This is a genomic window from Alphaproteobacteria bacterium (assembly GCA_040218575.1).
Taxonomy (GTDB): Bacteria; Pseudomonadota; Alphaproteobacteria; order JAVJRE01; family JAVJRE01; genus JAVJRE01.
Genome location: JAVJRE010000005.1, coordinates 259,015 through 280,471 on the forward strand (window position 1 = coordinate 259,015; position 21,457 = coordinate 280,471).

A 21,457-nucleotide genomic window follows, 5' to 3' on the forward strand; every position below is an offset into this window, starting at 1 on the left:
AACCCCGTGCCGGCCGTGCGCCGGCCCTGTACCGGCCCGGCGCCACCTGATGCCGCCTCGCGCTGGCGTGACAGGCGGCGTCTGCGCCGGGAGGTAGGCAGCCCGCCCCGGGCCGCGTAATCTCTGCCGCCATGCGCCTTCTGCGGCAATCCGCCCTCCTTTCCCTCATTGTCATTGTCTCCGTCGCCGGCTGGTATGTGCTCAACCGTGAGCCGGCCGGCGAGGAAGGCGGCAGACGGGAATCACCGCCAGTGCCGGTGGTCGCGGTGGCCGCCCGGCTCGGCCCGATCACCGACCGTATCGAATCGGTCGGCACGGCGCGGGCGGCCGAGTCCGTTATCATCACGGTGCGCCAGCGCGGCACCATAGACACCATCGCCTTCACGCCCGGCGCCGATGTTGCCGCCGGCGATGTGCTGGCCTCGCTGGAGGCGACGGTGGAACAGGCCGAACGGGACGAAGTGCGGGCCCAGCGGGACGAGTTGCAGCGTGGCCTCGACCGGGCGGTATCTCTGGCCCAGCGGGGCACCGTGCCGCAGGCCCGTGTGGACGAGCTGCGCGATCAGGTGCGGGCCGCCGATGCACGCCTCGCCGCGTCCCAGGCGCGTCTCGCCGAATACACCATCCGCGCGCCCTTCGCCGGTCGTGTGGGCTTGCGCCAGGTCAGCCCCGGCGCCCAGGTGGAGCCCGGCACACCCATCACCACCCTGGACGATACCGACCCCATCCTGATCGAGTTTTCCGTGCCGGAGATTGCCATCGGCGCGCTGGTCCCTGGCCTGCCGGTGGTCGCGCTGACGCCGGCCTGGCCCGATCACATCTTTATCGGCCAGCTCGATGAGATCGACACCCGGGTTGACCCGGTCAGCCGCTCCGTCGCCGTCCGCGCAACCTTTCCCAACACCGAAGAGCGCCTGCGTCCCGGCATGTTTCTCACGGTCCAGCTTGAAACCGGCGTCCAGCGCGATGCCATTCTGGTGCCGGAAGAAGCGGTCCTGCCCCAGGGCGTTCGCCAGTTCGTCTATGTGGTGAGCGACGGCAAGGCCATCCGTACGGAGGTGACTCTGGGCCGGCGCGAACCCGGCATCGTGCAGGTGGAGGCCGGACTGTCGCCCGGCGAGCTGGTCGTCGTTGAAGGCCTGCAGAAAGTGCGCGACGGGCGGGCGGTGGTCCTGCAGGAGGCCACCGGCAGTGGCGGCGCGACAAGCGCCGACGGGACCGGCGAGGGTGGTGCGTGATGCTGTCCGACATCGCCATCCGACGGCCGGTGCTGGCCATCACCATCAACCTGATTCTGGTGGTGGTTGGTCTGGCCGCGCTGTCACGCCTGTCGGTGCGTGAGCTGCCCGACATTGACCCGCCCAATATAAGCATTGCCGTCACCTATCCCGGCGCTTCCTCGCCGGTGGTGGAAAGCCAGGTAACGGAACCTGTGGAAGAATCCGTCTCGGGCATTGCCGGCATCACGCGCATCACCTCCTGGACGCGTGATGAACAGGCCAGTGTGCGTCTGGAATTCGCTCTTGGTCATGACCTGGAGGCGGCGGCCAATGACGTGCGCGACCGCGTCTCGCGGGTCGTGTCGTCTCTGCCGGAGGGGGCCGGGACGCCGCGTATCGCCAAGGCTGATTCCGACGCCAATGCCATGCTCTACATGTCCCTGTCGAGCCCCAGGCGGGACAACCGGGCGCTGACCGACCTGGCCGAACGCTTCGTGGTTGACCGTCTGTCGGCGGTGCCCGGCGTCGCCTCGGTCTCTATCGGCGGCGATCAGCGGCTGGCCATGCGGGTCTGGCTTGATCGCCAGGCCATGGCGGCGCGCCAGATCACCGTTGCCGACATCGAACAGGCGCTCAGGCGCGGCAATGTGGAGCTGCCGGCGGGCCGCCTGGAAAGCCAGGCTCGTGAGTTCGCCGTGCGGACGGACGTACGCCTGCGCGGAGCCGAGGATTTCGCCAATCTGGTGATCCGCGACGAAGGCAGCACCCAGTTGCGCCTGGGTGACGTGGCGCAGGTGGAACTGGGCGCCTATGAGCTGCGCAGTGAAACCCGCATCAACGGCGCTACGGCCATCGGCCTCGGTGTCGTCCGCCAGTCCGGCGCCAATGCGCTTGCGGTGTCGGACGGCATTCAGCGCGAGGTGGAAGAGATCCGCCAGACCCTGCCGGACGATGTGATCGTCCGCATCGGCTATGATGAATCCGTCTTTGTCCGGTCGTCCATCAATGAGGTGGTGCGTGCGCTGCTGGTGGCGCTGGCGCTGGTGGTCGCGGTCATCTTCATATTCCTGCGCTCGCTGCGCGCCACCTTGATCCCGGCCGTGGCGATTCCCGTCTCGATCATCGCCACCCTGCCGGTGCTGGCGGCGCTTGGCTTCTCCATCAATGTGCTGACACTGCTGGCGCTGGTTCTGGCCATCGGCCTGGTGGTGGACGATGCCATCGTCGTTCTGGAGAACATCCACCGCCGGGTAGAGGATGGCGAAGCGCCACTGCTTGGCGCACAGCGCGGCGCGCGGCAGATCACCTTCGCTGTCATTTCAACCACGCTGGTTCTGGTGGCGGTGTTCGTCCCCATCTCCTTCATGCAAGGGGCGACGGGACGTCTCTTTACCGAGTTCGGCATCGCCATGGCGGCGGCGGTGGTCTTTTCCTCATTCGTCGCCCTGACCCTGACGCCGATGATGGCCTCGCGCCTGCTGGCAGCCGGCGGTGGCGGGCGGGCCGATGCCGGCCAGCGCGCCTTCCGGGGCATTGCCCGCGCCTATGGCCGGAGCGTGGAGTTCGCGCTTGGTCAGCCGGTTATCGTCATCGGCATCGCCGTGCTGATTTCCGCCCTGGCGGTCAGTCTGTTTCAGAATATCGACCGTGATTTCGCACCCAGCGAAGACCGCGGCGTCTTCTTCGTCAGCATCAATGCGCCCGAAGGCTCCAGCCTGGATTATACGCGGCGCCAGGTGGCGGCGGCCGAAGCGATCCTTACACCGCTGGTGGACAGAGGCGATGTGGAGTCCGTCTATACCCTTCTTGCGCCATCCTTCTCTGGCCCGTCACAGGTCAATCGCGCCTTCATCGTCCTGCGCCTGAACGACTGGGGCAGCGGGCGGGCCAGCCAGCAGGATCTGATCGCGGAAGTGCGCCCGCAGCTCAGCGCCCTGCCGGGTATGCGCGCCTTTGTCTTTCCGCCACGCACCCTGGGCCAGCGCGCGCCCAGCGATTCGCTGGAAATGGTTCTGGGCGGCGCCGATACGCTGACGCTGCAGGACTGGTCGGAGCGGCTCATCGCCCGCATCGAGTCAGATACTGGCGGCATCACCGGGCTCAGCACCAACTGGGCCGAGGGCAAGCCGGAAATCCGCCTCAGGGTCGACCGCCGACGCGCCGCCGATCTCGGTGTTGACCTGGCGGAGATCGGCCGCACCCTGGAAGTGATGATCGGCGGCCGCGCCATCACCCGTTTCCCCGACCGTGGTCAGGAATATGATGTGCTGTTGCAGGCGGCCGGCGTCGACCGCCAGCGGCCATCGGACCTGGCCAACATCTTCGTGCGTTCCGCCACCACCGGCCAACTGGTGCCGCTGGCCAGCGTCATTTCCCTGGAAGAAGGCTCCAGCACGCTTTGGCTTCGACGGACCGACGGTACGCCGTCCATAACCCTGTCCGGCCCGCTGGCCGAGGGGGTGTCCATTGCCGAGGGAATCGAGGAAGCCCGCGATCTGGTGCGCGAGGTGCTACCGCCTGAAGCCCAGCTGAGCTTTGACGGCAAGGCGCGCGCTTTCCTTGATGAAAACCGCTCCATACTCATCACTTTCGCCCTCGCGGTGCTGATCGTCTTTCTGGTTCTGGCCGGCCAGTTCGAAAGCTTCGTCCACCCGCTGATCATCATGCTGACCGTGCCGCTGGCGGTGACCGGTGGCCTGCTGGGCCTGACCGCCTTCGGTGTCGGCCTCAATGTGTTCAGTCAGATCGGCATGATCCTGCTGGTCGGATTGATGGCCAAGAATGGCATTCTGATGGTGGAGTTCGCCAATCAGTTGCGGGCATCCGGCGCCAGTGTGCGAAGCGCCATCCGCCAGGCGGCGGAAATTCGCCTGCGCCCCATCGTCATGACCACATTGTCGACCATGCTGGGGGCGGTGCCGCTGGTTCTGTCCGGTGGTGCCGGATCGGAGGGCCGCGCCGCTCTGGCCATCGTCGTGCTGGCGGGCGTCGGCTTTGCGACGGTCCTCACCCTCTATGTCATTCCGGTTCTGTATAATTGCCTGGCCCGATTCAGCAAGCCGGCCAACGCCGTAACCGAGCGGTTGGCGCGCCTCGAGCTGGAGCATCCGGCAGCCGGCGAATGAGTAGTTTCATCCTGCATGACGCTCTGGCCCGTCTGACGCTGGTCGCCGACTGGCCGCTCAATCTCATCCTGCTGGAAAATGACAGACGCTTTCCATGGCTGGTCATGGTGCCGAAACGAACGGAATTGCGGGATCTGCACGATCTGACGCCGGCCGACCGCCATGTCTGCATGACGGAGGTCTGCGCTGCTTCGGCCGCCCTTCTGGCCGGGTTCGGCGCCCGCAAGATGAATGTGGCGGCGCTGGGCAATCAGGTGCCGCAGCTACACATCCACGTCATTGCCCGCTGGCCGTCCGACGCCGCCTGGCCGGGTCCGGTGTGGCTGGCCGGGCCGGCGGAACCCTATGACGATGCGGGCCGCGCCGCCCGCGTGGCCGAGATGCAGACCATGCTGGCCGACGCTCTCTGAGTCATCGCCGCCCGGTTGCGGCCTACCAGCGGCCTACCAGCGGCCGGCCACCAGCCGGTCCACCGGCGCATAGTCGTCGGTCAGGATCGGCCCACCCGGCGCCATGGCCAGCAACGCCTCCGCCGACATCCTGTGCCAGCCCGTTCCGGCTGTGGCGTCACTGTTTTCGGCCCGCACATCGGCCATGGCGTCGGGCAACGCCGCGGTCGCACCGGCCACCACATTGAAGTGCTGCTGGCGACTGATGACGGGTCCGTCATGGGTCCACACCGCCACCGACTCAAACACCATGCCTAAGGTGCGGACCATGGCGGCGGCGAAGCGTGGCTCCGTCCGGTCATCAATCAGGTTAAGTACATAGACCCCCTGCGGCGTCAGGCGCAGGCGCACCAGCCGGGCGAACTCCAGACTTGTCAGGTGCGGCGGCACGGTCAGCCCGCCATAAGCGTCGGCGAAGATGATGTCGAACGGCTCACCGCTGTTCGCCTGCAACGCCATGCGGCCATCGGCGTGAACTACCGACAGCGGCGGCGCCACCCGGACGCCCAGCGCCGCCACCGCCGTCGCCGTCACGACCGGATCGATCTCCGCCGCGACGATGCGCCCGCTGGCATAGCGTTGTCGCCACAGGTCCGGCACGGTCAGACCACCACCGCCCAGAACAAACACCCGCACATCGTCGCGTCCGGCAAAAGCCTGACGCGCCACCGCATCCGCAAAGCGGTGCGGTTCGATTGCCGAAGCGGCCGGGTTCAGGGTGTCGCTGGCGGAATGAACCAGACCATCGAGCAGAAGCAGGCGCGTGGCCGGCCCACGCGTCTCGTCGGCGATCACCCGGATACAGTAATAGCGGCTTTCCATGTCGCACCAGCCGGCGACGCTGCCCGGCACACCGTCCATCGCCACCGCCAGGCCCGCCAGCGGCATGGCCAGCGCCAGCGCCGGCAGCATCCGTCCGCGGCCGCCACCCGCCGCCGCCCACAGCACCACGGCCATGGCGGAAAACACCAAGGCAACGGCGACCAGCGACAGGGCCGAGCCGAGCCACGCCAGCATTATGAATCCGGCCAGCAGCACGCCGGCAATGCTGCCGGCGGCGCCCAGAGCATAGAGCCGGCCAAGAATACGACCGCGCTGGTCCGGCGTTGCGTCGATCGCCAGCCTGGCCGCCAGTGGTGCGACAATGCCGCCGGCCACCGCCGGCGGGGCAAAGAACAGCAGGCTGCCGGCCAGTGTCGCGCCCAGTCGGCCAAGACCCGCAAACAGCAGCGCCATGACCGGCCCCAGCAGCAGCAGGGGCAAGAGACTGCCGGCAGCGGCGGCGATGAAGGCCCACGCCAGAACCCGCTGACCAGCCGCCGCCGATGCGCGTTCCGCCAGGCGACCGCCCCACCAGTGACCGAGACTGAGCCCGGCCAGGACCGCGGCGATGACCGCGCTCCATGTCTCGATGGTCATGCCCACCAGCGGCGCCATCAGACGGATGGCGACGATCTCGACAATCAGAACGCCGGCCGCGGCCACGGTGACCGCGGCGCCAAAACCGGTCTGCATGGCCCGGACCATCATGACCTGATCAGTCCTGATCCGGCGCCGGCAGCGCACCACGTCAGGTCCGGTGTGCCGGTCGCCGGCAGCAGGGCAGCCAGCGCCGCCGCGGCGCGCAGCAGAAAACGGTCGGCGAAGCGTGGCGCCGCAAGCTGCACCGCCAGCGGTCGGCCGTCGGCGGTGCGGCCGGCCGGCAGGCTGATGGCCGGCTGGCCGGTCATGTTGAAGACGAAGCACGGCGTCGCCCAGCCATAGCCGTCTGCCGACTCGGCCCACCCGGCCGGCGGTCCCGTCTCGCTGGCAAAGGCCGCAATTGAGGTGGTCGCCGAGAGCAGCAGGTCGGACCCCGCCATGAACCGCCCGATATCCGCCGCCCGCCGGCGGTGGATCGACTGCGCCGCCACCCAGTCTGCGGCGCTCATGGCGTCACCGGCCATGGCCGTGGCGTGGATATCGGGGCCGACCCGCTGGCGCGCCTCTGGCGAAAGCCGGTCAAGCATCCAGCGGGCGATGGGCCCGTTATAGGCCGTGAACGCGTGACCCAGGTCGCCGATGGGTGGGTCGCGGCGCTCCACATGGGCACCGGCAGAGGCCAGCGCATCCACCGCCTGTTCCACCGCTGCGGCGACCGCACCCTCCAGCGCCACCACCCCCAGACCCGGCGACACCACGACCCGGCAGCCGGCCAGAACGGCCGGCGATTCATCCGGTCCCGTCAATAGGGCGCCGGTGCTTTCGCCCGGCAGGGCGAAAGGGTCAGCAGCATCCGGTCCGACCAACGCGTCATAGGCCAGACGCACGTCATGCACGTCACGGGCGAAGATGCCGATGTGGGTCATGGCGCCATAGCCATCATCGAGCATGGCGGGAATGCGACCGGCGCTGGGCTTGAAGCCGGTGACGCCGCAGAAGCCGGCCGGGATTCTCACCGAACCGCCGGTGTCCGTGCCGATGGCCAGCGGCACCAGGCCAGCCGCCACCGCGGCGGCGCTGCCCGACGATGAACCGCCGGCCGACAGGGCCGGGTGCCAGGGGTTAACCGTACGGCCGGTCAGCGGTGAGACGGAATCGGTCAGCCAGGCATATTCGGTGGTCGTTGTCTTGCCGACCAGCACCGCGCCTGCGGCGCGCAACCGTGCCGCCGTCACACTGTCCGATGGCGCCGGCGCGTCATCGGTAGCCAGCGATCCGTGACGGGTTGGCCAGCCGGCCACGTCAAGGACATCCTTGATGGCCACGCAAATCCCATCCAGCGGACCGTGCAGGCGCTGCGCCGCCAGTCGTTGTGCACTGGCCGCCGCCGCCGACCGCGCACTGTCAGGGTCCATATGACAGAAGGCGTTGAGGTGCGGGTTAACGGTGGCGATCCGCGCCAGGCACCGCTCCGTTTCCGCTACCGGGTCCAGCGTTCCACGGCGCATGGCCAGCGCCGTTGCGGCGGCGCCGGCTGTCCCCGCTTCACTGGTCATGGCCGCCCATCCGCTCAACCCCGTCGAAACGCCGTCATGTGAAAAGACGCATGATCGCGACCATAGGCCCACTCGGGCCCGATGGGACAGGCATGGCGGGCCAGGCAGCCGCCGCTCATGCACCTCTTGCCTTCGACCGTGTGCAGATGATCACGGCATGCCGCCACGTCATAGGTCCGGCCATCGAAGGCGCCGACCGGACAGGCGCTCAGGCACGGCTTACCGGCGCATGTGTCGCACGGCCGTTCGGCCGGTGCCGGCCGCGGCATCGCCGGCTGCTCGGTGAGGCGTTCGGCGAACAGCAGGGCGGCGCGATAGGCGTGCCACAGGCCATAGTCGGCGTGGATCAACAGGCCCAGCGGTGACGGGAACACCCGGTCGGCCTGGCGCGCCCAGGCCAGAAAGGGGGGCCACGGCGGTCCGTCAAACGGATAGACCGCATCCGCCCCGCACCGCGTCGCTATTTCGCCGACCACACGACGGGTCCAGCGATTGAGCGGATGAGGCGCCCCGTCGCCGGCCTCGGGTCCATCGGCGAAACGGGTCCACATGTCGGCCCCGGCATTGCCCACCAGCACCAGGGTCAGGGCCGGCGCCCCACTGGCCAGAGCCGGCGCACCGTCGCCCGCTGCCGGGTGCATGGCGCCACGCACCTGCAGGCCGTGCGTTGCCAGCCGCTGCGCCAGGTCGTCGTGCCAGCCCCGCTCCCCGGCCATACTATCCGCCACTGTCGCCACCGCGCGCTGCCTCGCCAGTTCGTCTGACCCGTGAAATAGTAGCCACAGACAACACCCTGTGCCCTTGCGGAGCCCATCCATGGTCATGCTGATCCATGATACCACCATCGTCACCGCCGATGCCGATGACACGGTGCATTTCAATGCTGCCATTGCCATCGACGGCCAGCGCATCGCGGCGGTCGGCCCCAGCGACGCGCTCAAGGCGCGCTACGGCGATGCCGAGCGCGTCGACGGAGTCGGAATGCTGGTCATGCCCGGCTTTGCCAACTGCCACACCCATCTGACGGCCACCATCGCCCGCGGCATCTTTGAAGACTATCCCACCTACGCCCACCCACCCTTCGACGATGTGGGGCGGCCGCCCATGCCGGCATGGACCACCGCCGAGCGCGGCCTGATGGGCCAGCTTGGCGCGCTGGAGGCGATTCGCAGCGGTACAACGCTGGCCATGGAGGATTCCATCGGCAATGACGAAACCATGGAAGGGCTGGTTGCCACCGGCCTGCGCCTGGTGGTCGCCGAACGGGCCGCCGATCGGGCCAACGGCACGGTCGGCGCCCAGGGCGCGTTCGAGCGCGACCCGGCGATGGCGGCGGAGGGGCTGGGCCGCATCGAACGCCTGCATCAGCGTTGGCACGGCGCCGAGGACGGACGCATCAGCGTTGCCGTTTCCGCCTGGGCGCCGGACCTGTGCTCGCCCGAGTTGCTGCGCGACCTGCGTGATCTGCAGGACCGCCTCGATACGGTCGCCACCTGCCACCTCAACCAGGTATGGGGCGAGGTGGCGGCGGTCAAAGCCAATCGCGGCATGTTGCCCACCGAATACCTGGCGTCCACCGGGTTCCTGTCGGAGCGGCTGGTGGCGGCGCACTGCCGCTGCATGACACCGGCGGAGGAAGAGATTGCCGGTAAGGCCGGTATTTCCGTTGCCTTCAATTCGTGCATGGCGGCCAGGCGCGGCCTGTCACCCAACATCGCCGATCTGGACTCGCACGGCTGCACCATCGCGCTGGGCACCGACAATATGGCCGAGGACATGGTGGAAGTGATGCGTACCGCCATGTTCATGGAGCGTGTGCGGCGCAAGGACGGCGCCCACCCGACGCCGGACCAGGCGCTGGGCTGGGCCACAGCCAACGGCTATCGCGCGCTGGGCGTCACCGATGGCGGTGTCCTGGCACAAGGCCGGCTGGCCGACCTCATTATGGTGGCCGCCCGCCGGGCCCATCTGGTGCCGGTGGTGCGCCCGGTTTCCGCCTTCGTTCACAACGGGCAGGCCGCCGACGTCCGTTCCGTCATGGTCGGCGGCGATTGGATCATGCGCGACGGCCGGGTGCTGACCATGGACGAGGACGCCCTGTTGGCCGAGGCGCAGTCCACGGGCGTCGCGCTGTGGCGGCGTATGTATGACTCTCACCCGGACGTTCATCTGCCCAACGGTTTCGATCCTGCCGCCAGCGGCCGGGCGTAGGTCGCGCGCCTCACGCACCATAGGCGGTGCGGTCGCCGGTGAAGCCTTCGCCGACCAGTGACGTGTAGGACCACACCAGATTGCGACGGGCGGCCGCCCCGCCGATTTCTCTCACCCGGTGCATGGCCATGTGCCCCTGAAACACCAGAAGATCACCAGGCCGCGGCGCCACCTGGTGAATAGCGGGCCAGCGGCCGCTCACCACGTCCTGCAGGCGCGCCGCCATGGCCGGCGTCTCCTCTCCACCGTCGCGTACGCCAGGGGCGATCTCAAACTCGCCGCCGCTCGCCGGCGCGTCCAGAGTAAGCGTCGCCACTGCATCGTTGGGATCGAAATGCCAGTCCAGCCGGTCATCCGCCCGCATCACATGAAGCAGGCAGGCAAAGGCCGGATCGTCCATGGGATAGAGCGGCTCGTCGCCGATGATGGCGCCAATCAGGCACGTCAGCCCGCTCCACTGGTAGAGGCGTCGGGCACCAGAGTCTGCGGCCATGGCGTCATAGGGAACGGACGCGTAGCGCTGCACATAATCCGCTGGCAGCCGCCAGTCGCCACGGCTATCGGGCCACACCTGACCGGCCGGCCGGAAGCGATTCACCGCATGGGCCCGGTCCATCAGGCCATCAGCCTCCGCCCGCAGCCGCGCCACGGCTTGTGGCCGCAGAAAGCCCGGCAGAAGAGCAAAGCCCTGGTCGGCCAGGGCGGACCGGGCGCGCCGGACCACCGCCGCAGCGGGCGGTGATGCCGGATCTGCCACCGGCCAGCGGTCCAGGTCTATCAGGTCGGCCGGCAGGTCGGCCGGCACCTTATGGTGGCTGGTCATGCCGCAGCATAGCGTCGAACGCGGCCCGCGGCAGCCACCCCGGCGTGGCGGCTGGTCCAGCCTTACCCATGACATCAACGCCTATTGTATTAGCATGATAATACACTATAGTGCGCTGGACTTCATTGGAGACCATGATGACCCGAACTGCCACGCGCCTCGCACCTGCTCCGCCGTCCGCTCCGGACCTGGTCCAGCCCGACAGCGATTTTGCGGCGCTGTGCACCGCTCTTCTGATGCTGCGCACGCCCGACGAGATGCGCCGTTTCCTGCTGGACCTCTCCACTCCCGGCGAGCGCCAGGCCATGGCGGAGCGCTGGCGCGTCGCTCGTATGCTGGACGAGGGCGGCCAGTCCTATCGTGACATTTCCGGCCAGACCGGCGTCTCCACCACTACGGTCACGCGGGTCGCCCGCTTTCTCGGTCAGGAGCCGCACCAGGGCTATCGCCTGGTGCTGGACCGCCTGAAACGGCGGCGGTCATGAGCGCCCGCCTGACCATGGCGGTGCAGCGCCGCGGCCGGCTGGCCGATGGCGGCTTCGACCTGCTGGAGCGGGCCGGCGTGCGTTTCGCCTATACCCGTGACGCGCTAAGCCGCCATGCTGAGAATCTGCCTCTCGACCTGATGCTGATTCGCGACGACGACATTCCCAGTTTTGTTGCCAGCGGCGCATGTGACTATGGCATCGTCGGCGAGAATGTTCTGGCCGAAGCGGCAACGCGGTCGCCCCGCATCGCCCGTCTGGAGGTGGCCCTGCCCCTTGGTTTCGCCCGTTGCAGCCTGAAGCTGGCGGCGCCACGCGACAGTGCGGTGCGCGACATTGGTGATCTGGACGGGCGCGCGGTCGCCACCACCTATCCGGGTCTCACCCGCGCCTTCCTCGATAGCCAGGGTGTCGCAGCGGAAATCGTCGAGATGGGCGGCTCACTTGAAGTCGCACCGCGCATGGGGATTGCCGATGCCATCTGCGATCTGGTGTCTACCGGCGCCACGCTGGAGGCCAATGGCCTTGTGCCCTTCGCCTCCGTGCGCCACAGCGAGGCGGTGCTGATTCACGCGCCCGGTGTCGGCACCGGCGAGGTGGCGCAGACCGCAAACCTGCTGATCCAGCGTTTCAAAGGGGTCATCGCCTCGCGCCAGACCAAATACATTCTGCTCAACGCGCCGCGCGACCGGCTGGACGAGATCCGCGCCACCCTGCCCGGTGCCGATGCGCCCACCGTCGCCCCGGTGGTCGGCCGCGACGACATGGTTGCGGTGCATGCGGTGTGCACAGAGGAGGTCTTCTGGACCACGCTGGAACAGCTCAAGGCCGCTGGCGCCCGCTCTATCCTTGTGTTGCCCATCGAGAAAATGCTGGCCTGACCCATGCGCCTCAACCGACTGCACTGGGACAAGGCCGACGCTAAGGAGCGCGCCGCCGCCCTTGCCAGGCCCGCCGCCACGACCGACGCCATGGCCGACGCAGCGGCCATTGTGGGGGATGTTCGCCGGCGCGGCAGCGTAGCGGTGCATGAGTATTCCCGTCGTCTCGACGGCTATGACGCCGCTGATTTTCGCGTCCCGGAGGCGGCGCTTGAGGCCGCCGGCGCGGCCCTGCCGGCGGCCGACCGCGACGCCATCCTGGCCGCCGCCGGTGCGGTGCGCCGTTTTCATGCTCCGCAGGGCTACCAACCCTACGAGAGCGAACCCTGGGCCGGCGGCCGGGCCGAACGCCGGGTCATGCCCGTTGGCGTCGCCGGCCTCTATGTGCCGGCCGGCACGGCGCCGCTGATCTCCACCCTGGTGATGCTGGCGGTGCCGGCCTTGCTGGCCGGTGTGCCGCGCATCATCGTGTTGAGCCCGCCTTGCGGGTCATACGATTCGGGCGGAATCCACCCGACCGTTCTGGCGACGGCGGCCCTGCTCGGCCTTGACGAAGTCTATGCGGTGGGCGGCGCCCACGGCATCGCCGCGCTGGCCTATGGCGCGGCCGGACTGCCCCGAGCCGACCGTATTTTCGGCCCCGGCAATGCCTGGGTCGCCGCTGCCAAGACCCTGGTGGCGCAGGAGCCAGGCGGACCGGCCATAGACCTGCCGGCCGGTCCCAGCGAAGTCATGGTCATCGCCGACGATTCGGCCGATGCCCACTTCATCGCCGCCGATCTGCTGAGCCAGGCGGAGCACGACCCGCTGGCTCAGGTGTTGCTGGTCGCCCGCTCCGCTGACTTTGTCGGCCGCGTGGACGACGCCCTCGACCGGTTCCTGGCCGACCTGCCGCGCGCCGCCATCGCCCGTGCGTCCCTGCGCCACGGCCGCGCCATCATCGTCGCCGACGACGCTGCCGCCGTGACCGTTGCCAACACATACGGCCCCGAGCACCTGATTATTCAGACCACTCACCCACGCCCCCTTGCCGATGCCATAGACCGGGCCGGCGCCATCTTCATCGGGCCGTGGTCGCCGGAGGCGGCCGGCGATTATGCGGCCGGCCCCAACCATGTACTGCCGACCGGCGGCGCGGCGCGCGCCTATGGCGGACTGACGGTGGAGATGTTTCAGCGCACCTGCACCGTGCTGGATCTGTCGGCCGCGGCGGCTTCGGCCATGGCCCCCACCGTGGAGCGGCTGGCCGCCCTGGAGGGGCTGCAGGCTCATGGGCTGGCCATGCGGCTCAGACGCGAAAAGGCCGCGCCATGACGGCGCGTCTGGACCTGTCGCGATCACCTGACGACCACGCCGCGGAGGCGCGCGCCGAGCTGCTCGGCCGGGCTGCCGCTCTGCTCAACCTGGCCGTGGACCAACTGGTGCTGGCCAGCAGTCCGGCGGATGCCCGTCGCGCCTGCACCGCCGCCGGCGTGACACTGGCGGCGGACCGCGCGGCAGACGGGCCGCTTGCGGTCGCCCGTCCATCTGCGGCTGCACCCTGCCTCTACCGGCTGGGACCGGTTGACGCACCGCTGGTGGTCATTGTCGCCGGTGATAGCGCCGCCGCCGGACGCATCAGGGACCATCTGTCACCACCGGCCGCCTGCCTGGTATCGGCCGCCGGCGATGCCCTGTCGCCGGGCGCCCTGCTGGCGGCGGAGGCGGCGGCACACGAACGCCGCCGGGCCCTGCAGCCGGTGTACGCCCTGCTTGCGGCAGAGCCCGCTGTCAGCGCCTGTACCATTGCGGCCGATGGGCTTCTGCTTACCGGTCGTGACGGCGACACTCTGGCCCGCCGGCTGACTGCCATGGGCCTGGTCATGGCCCGCCACGGTGACACCTTCGCCGCCGCCGTTGCCACCGCTGCCGAGGCCCGTCGCCTGGCCCGTCACATGGGGCTTAGCGCCGCAGGCCGCAGCGCCCATGTGCGCCGCACCACGGCAGAAACCGACGTGACGGTCGTGGTGGATCTGGAGCGGAGCGGCGGCACCATCACTACCGGTGTCGCCTTCTATGATCACATGCTGGCGCAGATCGCCCGGCACGGCGGCTTTGCCCTGGACGTGTCCTGTGTCGGGGACGTGGCGGTAGACGTCCATCATTCGGTGGAGGACGTGGCGCTGGCTCTGGGCGAGGCCCTGCGCCAGGCGCTGGGCGACAAGCGTGGCCTCGGCCGCTTCGGGTTTGAATTGCCCATGGACGAGACCCGTGCCGGCGTGTGGATTGACCTGTCGGGCCGGCCCTACTGCCGTTTCGCGGGCGAAATCCCCGGCGAGCGGGTAAGTGATTTTCCGGTGGAAATGACAGGCCACGTCTTTCGCTCGCTGGCCGACAGCCTGCAAGCGGCGATCCATGTGCAGGTCAGCGGCGACAACGCCCATCACATGATCGAGTCCTGTTTCAAGGCCTTGGGCCGGGCCCTGCGCCAGGCGCTGCACGTCGCCGGCGATACGCTGCCGTCCACCAAAGGCGTGTTGTAGGCAGCCCGCGACGGCGCCCTGGAATTACGCCCATGACCACCGCCCTCATCGACACCTCCACCGCCAACCTGGCGTCCGTCCGCTTCGCCCTGCAGCGTCTCGGCGCCGACTACGTAGTGGCGGCGACACCGGCGGCGGCGCGTGGCGCGCGCCGTCTGATCCTGCCGGGGGTCGGCGCCGCCGGCCCGGCCATGGGCCATCTGACCGCGAGCGGCTGGGCCGAGGCGCTGGCTGGCGAGAGCCGCCCGCTGCTGGGCCTGTGTCTTGGTATGCAACTCCTGTTCGCCCACTCTGAGGAAGGCGACGTGCCTCTGCTGGGTCGTATCCCGGCCGCCATCCAGCGGCTTGAACCCGGAGCGGCGGGCCCCTGGCCGCATATGGGCTGGAACACCCTGGACACTGTGGCGTCGGACGAACCGCTATTGGCCGGTGTACCGGTCGGCGCGCATGTCTATTTCGTCCACGGCTACTACGCCCCCGCCGGCTCCTGGAGCCGCGCCACCACCACCTACGGCGAGACCATCACTGCCGTAGCGCGATCCGGCAATGTGGCCGGCTGCCAGTTTCACCCGGAGCGGTCCGGCGCCGTGGGCGCCCGCATTCTCACCAACTTTCTGGCTCAGCCATGATCCTCTATCCGGCGATTGATCTGCTTGATGGTCGCGTGGTGCGCCTTGCCAAAGGCGATTTCGCCGCAGTCACCGACTATGGCGAGGCCCCCCTGGCCACGGCCCGGGCCTATGCGGCGGCCGGGGCAACCTGGCTGCATCTGGTGGATCTGTCCGGCGCACGTGATGGCGCCCGACGCCAGGCTGCCACAGTCGAATCCATCAACGGTGCCGGACTGAAGGTGCAGACCGGCGGCGGGGTCAGAAGCGCCGCCGATGTGCAGGCCATCCTCGACGCCGGCGCCGCCCGCGCCGTAGTCGGTAGCCTGGCCGTGACAGACCCGGCCCGCGTCACCCGCTGGCTGCAGCGATTTGGCCCGGATCGCCTGACCCTGGCCTTTGATGTGACACTGGAACAGGGAGAAGCCCGGCCGCGGGTCGCCGGCTGGACGGAGTGTGCTGGCGTCACTCTGGACGGTCTGGTGGAGACCTATGCCGGCGCCGGCCTGGCCCACGCCCTGGTCACCGATATCGGCCGGGACGGCATGCTGGCCGGCCCTAATGACATCCTCTACCGCCGCCTGGTCCGCACATGGCCGCACATCGCCTGGCAAGCCTCTGGCGGTATCGCCGACACGGCCGATCTGGCGCGCCTGCGTGATGCCGGCCTCAGTGGCGCGATCATCGGCCGCGCCCTCTATGAAGGCCGTTTCACCCTGGTCGAAGCCCTGGCCCGGACTCTGGACGAAGCCGCGCCATGCTAGCCCGTCGCATCATCCCGTGCCTGGACGTGCGTGACGGCCGCGTGGTCAAAGGCGTTCGCTTCCGCAATCACCGCGACGTCGGTGATATGGAGGCCCTGGCCAGTCGCTATGCGGCTGACGGGGCGGACGAGCTGGTGTTCTATGACATTGCGGCCAGTCCGGCCGGCCGCACGGTGGCGGCGGAGTGGGTCGGTCGCGTCGCCGCCCGACTCGACATACCCTTCACCGTCGCCGGCGGCATCCGCAGCGTTGCCGACGCCCAGGCCCGCCTGTTTGCCGGCGCCGACAAGATCTCCGTCAACACGCCGGCGCTCGACCGCCCGTCCCTGATTGAGGAGCTGGCAAGCGAGTTCGGCTGCCAGTGCGTCGTGGTCGGCATCGACTCGCGTCTGGTCGATGGCCAATGGCGAACCCATACCAACACCGGTGACCCCGACCGCGCGGCAGCCACCGCCAGGCCGACGCTCGACTGGATCGCCGAAGCCGTGGATCGCGGCGCCGGCGAAATCACCCTCAACTGCATGGACCAGGACGGTGTGCGCCAGGGTTATGACATCCACCAGCTTGCCGCCGTCCGCGCCATCTGTCCGGTGCCGCTGATCGCCTCCGGCGGCGCAGGTTCGATGGCCCATTTCACGGACGTCTTCCGGCAAGCCCGTGTGGACGGCGCCCTTGCCGCCAGCGTCTTTCACAGCGGCGCAATTACCATTCCCGATCTCAAACAGGCGCTGGCCGAAGCCGGCGTGGAGGTGCGCCAATGAGCGAAACGTCTGAACCCGCCTTTACAGTGGATGCCGATGCACTGGACTGGGCCAAGGGCGGCGGCCTGCTGCCGGCCGTCGTTCAGGACTCGCGTTCCGGCCATGTGCTTATGCTCGGCTATATGAACCGCGATGCCCTGGACGCCACCCTGAACACCCGCCAGGTCACCTTCTGGAGCCGCAGCCGGAACACGCTCTGGCGCAAGGGCGAGACCTCCGGCCACGTCCTTGCGTTGGTTTCCCTCCACGCCGACTGCGACGGTGACACCCTGCTGGTGCGCGCCGTGCCGGCCGGTCCCACATGCCATACCGGCAGCCGCACCTGCTTCGCCGATGATCCGGGCCCGGCACTGGCTTTCCTGGCCGCCCTCGACGCCACCATCGAGCAGCGGCGGGGGGCCGATCCGGCCACCAGCTACACCGCCCGCCTGTTGCGCGAAGGCGTTGCCCGCGCCGCCCAGAAAGTGGGCGAGGAAGGCGTGGAGACGGCACTGGCCGGCGCCGGCCAGGACGATGCGGCGCTCACCGCCGAGGCCGCCGATCTGCTCTATCACCTGATGGTGCTGCTGCGCGCGCGCCATCTGTCACTTGCCCATGTGGCGCGGGAGCTGGCCGGACGGCATGGCAGTCGTCCGGCCTGACAAAACCGGACTGTATTGGCGGTGGTGCCCCTGGCCGGGCTCGAACCAGCACGTCCTTGCGGACAACAGATTTTGAGTCTGTCGCGTCTACCAATTCCGCCACAGGGGCATCCGGGCGTCATGCCGGGCGGAGCCTAGCGGTATTCGCCGCGCCACGGAACCACTAGGCCGGGCTAGAACGCCACTCTGTCCGCCTTCGGCGGACGGGTCAGCCAGCGGAAACGGCCGGCCTGCAAGGCCACGGACAGCATACTGCCGACCAGATAGGCCTGCCACACGCCGGCCAGGCCCAGTTCCAGCCGGAAAGCCAGCAGCCAGGCCAGCGGTAGCATCACCACATAATAGCTGGTGAAGTGGCACAGCGTCGGCACCCAGGTGTCGCCAAGACCGCGCAGGGCCGAATGCATGACGGTCTGCCCGCCGTCGAAAATCAGGATCCAGGCGGCAAACGCGATGACTCCGCCGGCCAGCGCCAGCACCGCCGGATCATCGTTGTAGAACGCCGCCAGCCCGTCCGGCGCCAGACGGAAGAGGATCAAACCCGCCGTCATGGTAATGGTCGTCAGGGCGAGACCGGTCCAGCCAGCCAGCCGCATCTCATGCGGTTGCTCCGCGCCCTTCGCTTCACCCACCTGCACTGCCGTGGCGAAGCCGAGCCCGATGGCGACCATGAAGACGAGCACCGTCAGGTTCATGGCGATGGTGTGGACCCCCAGCGCCACCTCGCCGAGACGTCCGACCCACAGGGTCAACAGGGAAAAGGCCGACAGCTCGAAGGCCATGCTGGCGCCGGCGGCATAGCCCAGCTTGCGCTGTGCCCGGCCATCGGCCCAGCTGGCCGGTCCGCCATGGCGTACGCCATAGCGTCTGAGGGTCGGCGCCCACCAGACCCACGCCAGGATCGCCAGCACCATGAGCCAGCGGAGTATGGAGGTGGCCAGGGCGGACCCTTCCGCGCCCATTGCCGGCGCCCCCCAGTGACCGAAGATGAACACCCAGTTGAGCAGCACATTGACCCCGTTGGCGGCGATCATGATGACCATGCCGGCCACCGGTCGCCGCAGCCCCTCAAGGAACATGGAGGTCGCGGCGTAGAGCATCACCGCCGGCAGACCGAGCGCGAAGATGCGCGCCACCCGACCGGAGTCCGCCACCAGCGCCGCATCGTCAGTGAAGAACGGAAAGATCAGCTGGCTCGCCGCCGTCAGCCCGCCCGCCGCCACACCGACAATCAGGGCAAAGGGCAGAGAGCGCCGCCACACCGCCCCGGCCTCTGCGCTCTGGCCGCGACCCAGCGCCTGCGCCGTCATGGCCAGCGTGCCCATGAGCAAACCGACGCCGGCGACAATGAAGGTGATGGACAGCGACAGGCCAAAGCCGAGGCGCGCCAGCTCCGCCGGACCGGCGCGGCCGACCATCACCGTATCGGCGAAGTTGAGAACCAACTGGCCGGCCCGGGCGACAATGATCGGCAACGACAGGATCACAATCTGGCGGACGTGCCGACGCAGCCGCGGCAACAAAGGTCCGGCCGGGCGCCATGCCGGCGGCAGGTCGGCACGGGCCCCGGCGTCGGGGGCGGATGCTGGCGGTCCTTCGGACATCACCGGACTTTGCCCGGCCGGCCACCGTCTGTCGAACCGCCCCGCCGGCCGCCGCCCGCCGCTTGCGGCTGGCCGGTGCGGCTGATACACCCCGCCGGGCCGAGTCAGGCTGGACCGCCACCGGCGTGCCCCCGCCACAACCGCCGGAGCCCCATGCCGCGCCGACTCCCCATGCTGCGACCCCTCTATGACCGTACGCTTGCTCTGGCCGGCCACCGGCGGGCCGAGCCGGCGCTGGCCATCGTCTCGTTTGTCGAGAGCAGCGTCTTTCCCGTGCCGCCCGACGTCATGATCGTGCCCATGGTGCTGGCCCGGCCTGGCCGCGCCTGGCGAATTGCCGCAATCGCAACCATCGCCTCCGTTCTGGGCGGCTTGCTGGGTTATGCCATCGGCGCCACGCTGTTTGACACGGTCGGCCAGTGGATCCTGTCCATCTTCGGCGGCGGCAATGGCTTCGCGGCGTTTCAGGCCTATTACGCCGTGTGGGGGCTGTGGTTCGTGGTCGGTGCCGCCCTCACCCCCTTTCCCTACAAGATCATCACCATCGCCAGCGGTGCGCTGGCCCTGGATCCCGTTCTCTTCACCATCGCTTCCGTCGCCGGGCGTGGCCTGCGCTTCTTTGCCGAGGCAGCGCTGCTGCGCTATGCCGGTCCGCCGGCGCGGCGTTTTGTGGAGCGACGGCTGGGCACGGTCACGGCCATCGCCTTTGCGGTGGTGCTGGCCCTGATCATTGTCTGGCGGCTCGTCTGATGCTGCGCGCAGCACCCCTCCTGCTCGCTTTGTCCAGCCTTTCGCTGCTGGGCGGCGCCTTCGCCTTTGAGATATTCGGCGGGCTTGATCCGTGCCCGCTGTGCCTGTGGCAGCGCTGGCCGCATGGCGCGGTCATCATCCTGGCCCTCGGCGCATTCCTGCTCGACCGCAGCGGCCGCCGCACGGCGGCGGCGGTCGTCCTTCTCGCTGCCGGTGGCGTCCTGGCGGCCGGCGTCGGCATCGCCTTTTTTCATGTGGGCGTGGAGCAAGGCTGGTGGCCAGGGCTGGCCGCCTGCACCGCCGCACCGGCCGGCGCCACGGTGGAGGAACTGGCCCAGGCGCTGGCCAGCCAGCCGGCATCCTGTGATCAGGTGGCCTGGTCCCTGTTGGGGCTCAGCATGGCGGCCTACAATGGGCTGCTGTCGGCCGGGCTGGCCCTGTTCGCCCTGCTTGCCGCCGGCCAGCGCCTGACAACCGGCCGGAGGCCGTCATGACCCGTCCCGCCCGTCCTCGCAGAAAGAAATCCGCCGCCCCGTCGCCGCCGGCCGGGCCGCAGGTGGCGGCCATGATCCGTGTCGACCAGGCCGGGGAGTATGGCGCGGTGCGCATCTATTCAGGCCAGTTGGCGGTGCTTGGCGACACGCCCGCGGCCGAGCCCCTGCGCCACATGCTGCAGCAGGAGGAAGCGCATCTCGCCGCCTTCAACGCCATGGTGGCGGAGCGCCGGGTGCGGCCGACGGTGCTGCAGCCGCTGTGGCACGTGGCGGGCTACGCGCTGGGAGTCGCCACCGCGGCGCTGGGACCGAAAGCGGCCATGGCCTGCACCGTCGCCGTAGAGGACGTCATTGACCGTCACTACCGCGAGCAGCAGGAGAAAATCGCCGCCGACCAGTCCCTGGCCCGCAGCGAGAAGCCACTGGCTGAACGCATCGCAGCGTTTCGCGCGGAGGAACTGGAACACCGCGATACGGCGCTGGCCGCCGGTGCGGCCGAGGTTCCGGGCTACCGCCTGCTGAGCGGCGCCATTCGGGGCGCGACCCGTCTGGCCATCCGGTTGTCGACGCGCCTTTAGGGTTCCAGCTCGCTATCCCAGTAGAGGAAGTCGCGCCAACTGCGATGCAGGTAGTTGGGCGGGAAGCCGCGACCATTCTCCTGCAACTCCCACACCGTCGGTCGCCATGGCCGACGCATGGGGTGCATGCCGGCCTCGGCGGGCATGCGGCTGCCCTTTTCCATATTGCAGGTCTCGCACGCGGTCAGGACGTTTTCCCACAGGGTCTGGCCGCCACGGGCCCGCGGCACCAGATGATCGAAGGTCAGTTCGTGCGCCGGCAGGGCGTCACCGCAGTACTGACAGCAGAATCCGTCGCGCAGAAAGACGTTGAAGCGCGTGAAGGCCGGCCGCGATACCGGCGTCACATACTGCTTAAGGGCTATGACGCTCGGCAGCTTCATGGCGAAGCGCGGCGACCGCACAACCTTGTCATACTCCGACACCACGCTCACCCGGTCGAGGAACACCGCCTTGACCGTGTCCTGCCACGACCACAGCGACAGGGGCAGGTAACTCAGGGGACGGAAGTCCGCGTTGAGGACGAGCGCCGGGTTCTGGCCTTCGGATAGCGACAAGATATA

21 protein-coding genes and 1 tRNA gene are annotated in these 21,457 nt (G+C 68.8%); 15 read left to right on the forward strand and 7 right to left on the reverse strand.

Annotation, left to right across the window (positions count from 1 at the left end; translation table 11 throughout):
- The first annotated feature begins 131 nt into the window (after positions 1 to 131).
- The 3 genes from RIE31_07220 to RIE31_07230 are packed head-to-tail and all read left to right on the forward strand — an operon-like array spanning position 132 to position 4,755.
- Positions 132 to 1,238, forward strand: a complete 1,107-nt coding sequence (locus RIE31_07220) for an efflux RND transporter periplasmic adaptor subunit (GenBank protein ID MEQ8640378.1) — start codon at positions 132 to 134, stop codon at positions 1,236 to 1,238.
- Positions 1,238 to 4,345: an efflux RND transporter permease subunit gene (locus tag RIE31_07225; GenBank protein ID MEQ8640379.1), complete on the forward strand. Its 3,108-nt coding sequence runs from the start codon at positions 1,238 to 1,240 to the stop codon at positions 4,343 to 4,345. Before RIE31_07220 ends, RIE31_07225 begins: the two co-directional genes overlap by 1 nt.
- Complete coding sequence (locus tag RIE31_07230; GenBank protein MEQ8640380.1) at positions 4,342 to 4,755, forward strand: HIT family protein; 414 nt, start codon at positions 4,342 to 4,344, stop codon at positions 4,753 to 4,755. Before RIE31_07225 ends, RIE31_07230 begins: the two co-directional genes overlap by 4 nt.
- A 33-nt stretch (positions 4,756 to 4,788) precedes the next feature.
- Here the strand turns inward: RIE31_07230 and RIE31_07235 are convergent, their stop codons facing one another.
- From RIE31_07235 to RIE31_07245, 3 genes are read right to left on the reverse strand one after another with little or no spacing between them, the layout of a single operon-like run.
- Complete coding sequence (locus tag RIE31_07235; protein MEQ8640381.1) at positions 4,789 to 6,324, reverse strand: fused MFS/spermidine synthase; 1,536 nt, start codon at positions 6,322 to 6,324, stop codon at positions 4,789 to 4,791.
- Positions 6,321 to 7,772: an amidase family protein gene (locus RIE31_07240; protein MEQ8640382.1), complete on the reverse strand. Its 1,452-nt coding sequence runs from the start codon at positions 7,770 to 7,772 to the stop codon at positions 6,321 to 6,323. The genes RIE31_07235 and RIE31_07240 overlap by 4 nt, the downstream gene beginning before the upstream one ends.
- A gap of 14 nt (positions 7,773 to 7,786) precedes the next feature.
- On the reverse strand, positions 7,787 to 8,500 hold the full coding sequence (locus RIE31_07245) for a ferredoxin (GenBank protein MEQ8640383.1): 714 nt from the start codon (positions 8,498 to 8,500) through the stop codon (positions 7,787 to 7,789).
- 88 nt (positions 8,501 to 8,588) lie between these two features.
- Between RIE31_07245 and RIE31_07250 the strand changes: the two genes are divergently transcribed.
- Positions 8,589 to 9,983: an amidohydrolase family protein gene (locus tag RIE31_07250; GenBank protein ID MEQ8640384.1), complete on the forward strand. Its 1,395-nt coding sequence runs from the start codon at positions 8,589 to 8,591 to the stop codon at positions 9,981 to 9,983.
- A 10-nt stretch (positions 9,984 to 9,993) separates the two neighbouring features.
- On the opposite strand, the gene RIE31_07255 is transcribed toward RIE31_07250, so the two are convergent.
- A complete protein-coding gene (locus RIE31_07255; GenBank protein MEQ8640385.1) occupies positions 9,994 to 10,806 on the reverse strand; it encodes a hypothetical protein in 813 nt (270 codons plus the stop codon).
- A 137-nt stretch (positions 10,807 to 10,943) separates the two neighbouring features.
- Between RIE31_07255 and RIE31_07260 the strand changes: the two genes are divergently transcribed.
- Genes RIE31_07260 through hisIE form a run of 8 tightly spaced genes read left to right on the forward strand, consistent with a single transcriptional unit; the run spans position 10,944 to position 17,468 of the window.
- A complete protein-coding gene (locus RIE31_07260) occupies positions 10,944 to 11,291 on the forward strand; it encodes a YerC/YecD family TrpR-related protein (GenBank protein ID MEQ8640386.1) in 348 nt (115 codons plus the stop codon).
- Entirely contained in the window at positions 11,288 to 12,172 is an 885-nt protein-coding gene (gene hisG, locus RIE31_07265) for an ATP phosphoribosyltransferase (GenBank protein ID MEQ8640387.1), read from the forward strand. Before RIE31_07260 ends, hisG begins: the two co-directional genes overlap by 4 nt.
- Before the next feature lie 3 nt (positions 12,173 to 12,175).
- Complete coding sequence (gene hisD, locus RIE31_07270) at positions 12,176 to 13,486, forward strand: histidinol dehydrogenase (protein ID MEQ8640388.1); 1,311 nt, start codon at positions 12,176 to 12,178, stop codon at positions 13,484 to 13,486.
- Entirely contained in the window at positions 13,483 to 14,694 is a 1,212-nt protein-coding gene (locus RIE31_07275; protein MEQ8640389.1) for a bifunctional histidinol-phosphatase/imidazoleglycerol-phosphate dehydratase, read from the forward strand. The genes hisD and RIE31_07275 overlap by 4 nt, the downstream gene beginning before the upstream one ends.
- A 32-nt stretch (positions 14,695 to 14,726) precedes the next feature.
- Positions 14,727 to 15,323, forward strand: a complete 597-nt coding sequence (hisH, locus tag RIE31_07280) for an imidazole glycerol phosphate synthase subunit HisH (protein MEQ8640390.1) — start codon at positions 14,727 to 14,729, stop codon at positions 15,321 to 15,323.
- Entirely contained in the window at positions 15,320 to 16,066 is a 747-nt protein-coding gene (locus tag RIE31_07285; GenBank protein ID MEQ8640391.1) for a HisA/HisF-related TIM barrel protein, read from the forward strand. The genes hisH and RIE31_07285 overlap by 4 nt, the downstream gene beginning before the upstream one ends.
- A complete protein-coding gene (gene hisF, locus RIE31_07290) occupies positions 16,060 to 16,827 on the forward strand; it encodes an imidazole glycerol phosphate synthase subunit HisF (protein MEQ8640392.1) in 768 nt (255 codons plus the stop codon). The genes RIE31_07285 and hisF overlap by 7 nt, the downstream gene beginning before the upstream one ends.
- Positions 16,824 to 17,468: a bifunctional phosphoribosyl-AMP cyclohydrolase/phosphoribosyl-ATP diphosphatase HisIE gene (gene hisIE / locus RIE31_07295; protein ID MEQ8640393.1), complete on the forward strand. Its 645-nt coding sequence runs from the start codon at positions 16,824 to 16,826 to the stop codon at positions 17,466 to 17,468. Before hisF ends, hisIE begins: the two co-directional genes overlap by 4 nt.
- A 22-nt stretch (positions 17,469 to 17,490) precedes the next feature.
- Here the strand turns inward: hisIE and RIE31_07300 are convergent.
- A tRNA-Leu gene (locus RIE31_07300) sits at positions 17,491 to 17,577 on the reverse strand.
- A 64-nt stretch (positions 17,578 to 17,641) separates the two neighbouring features.
- Positions 17,642 to 18,988, reverse strand: coding sequence for an MATE family efflux transporter (locus RIE31_07305; protein ID MEQ8640394.1), 1,347 nt, complete (start codon positions 18,986 to 18,988; stop codon positions 17,642 to 17,644).
- A gap of 255 nt (positions 18,989 to 19,243) precedes the next feature.
- Between RIE31_07305 and RIE31_07310 the strand changes: the two genes are divergently transcribed.
- From RIE31_07310 to RIE31_07320, 3 genes are all read left to right on the forward strand, one after another.
- On the forward strand, positions 19,244 to 19,822 hold the full coding sequence (locus RIE31_07310) for a YqaA family protein (GenBank protein MEQ8640395.1): 579 nt from the start codon (positions 19,244 to 19,246) through the stop codon (positions 19,820 to 19,822).
- Positions 19,822 to 20,316: a disulfide bond formation protein B gene (locus RIE31_07315; protein ID MEQ8640396.1), complete on the forward strand. Its 495-nt coding sequence runs from the start codon at positions 19,822 to 19,824 to the stop codon at positions 20,314 to 20,316. Before RIE31_07310 ends, RIE31_07315 begins: the two co-directional genes overlap by 1 nt.
- A 71-nt stretch (positions 20,317 to 20,387) precedes the next feature.
- Complete coding sequence (locus RIE31_07320; protein ID MEQ8640397.1) at positions 20,388 to 20,894, forward strand: demethoxyubiquinone hydroxylase family protein; 507 nt, start codon at positions 20,388 to 20,390, stop codon at positions 20,892 to 20,894.
- Here RIE31_07320 and RIE31_07325 read toward each other — a convergent pair.
- Positions 20,891 to 21,451: an HNH endonuclease gene (locus RIE31_07325; GenBank protein ID MEQ8640398.1), complete on the reverse strand. Its 561-nt coding sequence runs from the start codon at positions 21,449 to 21,451 to the stop codon at positions 20,891 to 20,893. The two genes, RIE31_07320 and RIE31_07325, sit on opposite strands and share 4 nt — an antisense overlap.
- Positions 21,452 to 21,457: the final 6 nt, after the last annotated feature.

Bases quoted from the DNA above. Each gene is read 5' to 3' on its own strand.
- RIE31_07220 (MEQ8640378.1), top strand. From the start codon at position 132: ATGCGCCTTCTGCGGCAATCCGCCCTCCTTTCCCTCATTGTCATTGTC.
- RIE31_07225 (MEQ8640379.1), top strand. From the start codon at position 1,238: ATGCTGTCCGACATCGCCATCCGACGGCCGGTGCTGGCCATCACCATC.
- RIE31_07230 (MEQ8640380.1), top strand. From the start codon at position 4,342: ATGAGTAGTTTCATCCTGCATGACGCTCTGGCCCGTCTGACGCTGGTC.
- RIE31_07235 (MEQ8640381.1), bottom strand. From the start codon at position 6,324: ATGATGGTCCGGGCCATGCAGACCGGTTTTGGCGCCGCGGTCACCGTG.
- RIE31_07240 (MEQ8640382.1), bottom strand. From the start codon at position 7,772: ATGACCAGTGAAGCGGGGACAGCCGGCGCCGCCGCAACGGCGCTGGCC.
- RIE31_07250 (MEQ8640384.1), top strand. From the start codon at position 8,589: ATGGTCATGCTGATCCATGATACCACCATCGTCACCGCCGATGCCGAT.
- RIE31_07255 (MEQ8640385.1), bottom strand. From the start codon at position 10,806: ATGACCAGCCACCATAAGGTGCCGGCCGACCTGCCGGCCGACCTGATA.
- RIE31_07260 (MEQ8640386.1), top strand. From the start codon at position 10,944: ATGACCCGAACTGCCACGCGCCTCGCACCTGCTCCGCCGTCCGCTCCG.
- hisG (MEQ8640387.1), top strand. From the start codon at position 11,288: ATGAGCGCCCGCCTGACCATGGCGGTGCAGCGCCGCGGCCGGCTGGCC.
- hisD (MEQ8640388.1), top strand. From the start codon at position 12,176: ATGCGCCTCAACCGACTGCACTGGGACAAGGCCGACGCTAAGGAGCGC.
- RIE31_07275 (MEQ8640389.1), top strand. From the start codon at position 13,483: ATGACGGCGCGTCTGGACCTGTCGCGATCACCTGACGACCACGCCGCG.
- hisH (MEQ8640390.1), top strand. From the start codon at position 14,727: ATGACCACCGCCCTCATCGACACCTCCACCGCCAACCTGGCGTCCGTC.
- RIE31_07285 (MEQ8640391.1), top strand. From the start codon at position 15,320: ATGATCCTCTATCCGGCGATTGATCTGCTTGATGGTCGCGTGGTGCGC.
- hisF (MEQ8640392.1), top strand. From the start codon at position 16,060: ATGCTAGCCCGTCGCATCATCCCGTGCCTGGACGTGCGTGACGGCCGC.
- hisIE (MEQ8640393.1), top strand. From the start codon at position 16,824: ATGAGCGAAACGTCTGAACCCGCCTTTACAGTGGATGCCGATGCACTG.
- RIE31_07310 (MEQ8640395.1), top strand. From the start codon at position 19,244: ATGCTGCGACCCCTCTATGACCGTACGCTTGCTCTGGCCGGCCACCGG.
- RIE31_07315 (MEQ8640396.1), top strand. From the start codon at position 19,822: ATGCTGCGCGCAGCACCCCTCCTGCTCGCTTTGTCCAGCCTTTCGCTG.
- RIE31_07320 (MEQ8640397.1), top strand. From the start codon at position 20,388: ATGATCCGTGTCGACCAGGCCGGGGAGTATGGCGCGGTGCGCATCTAT.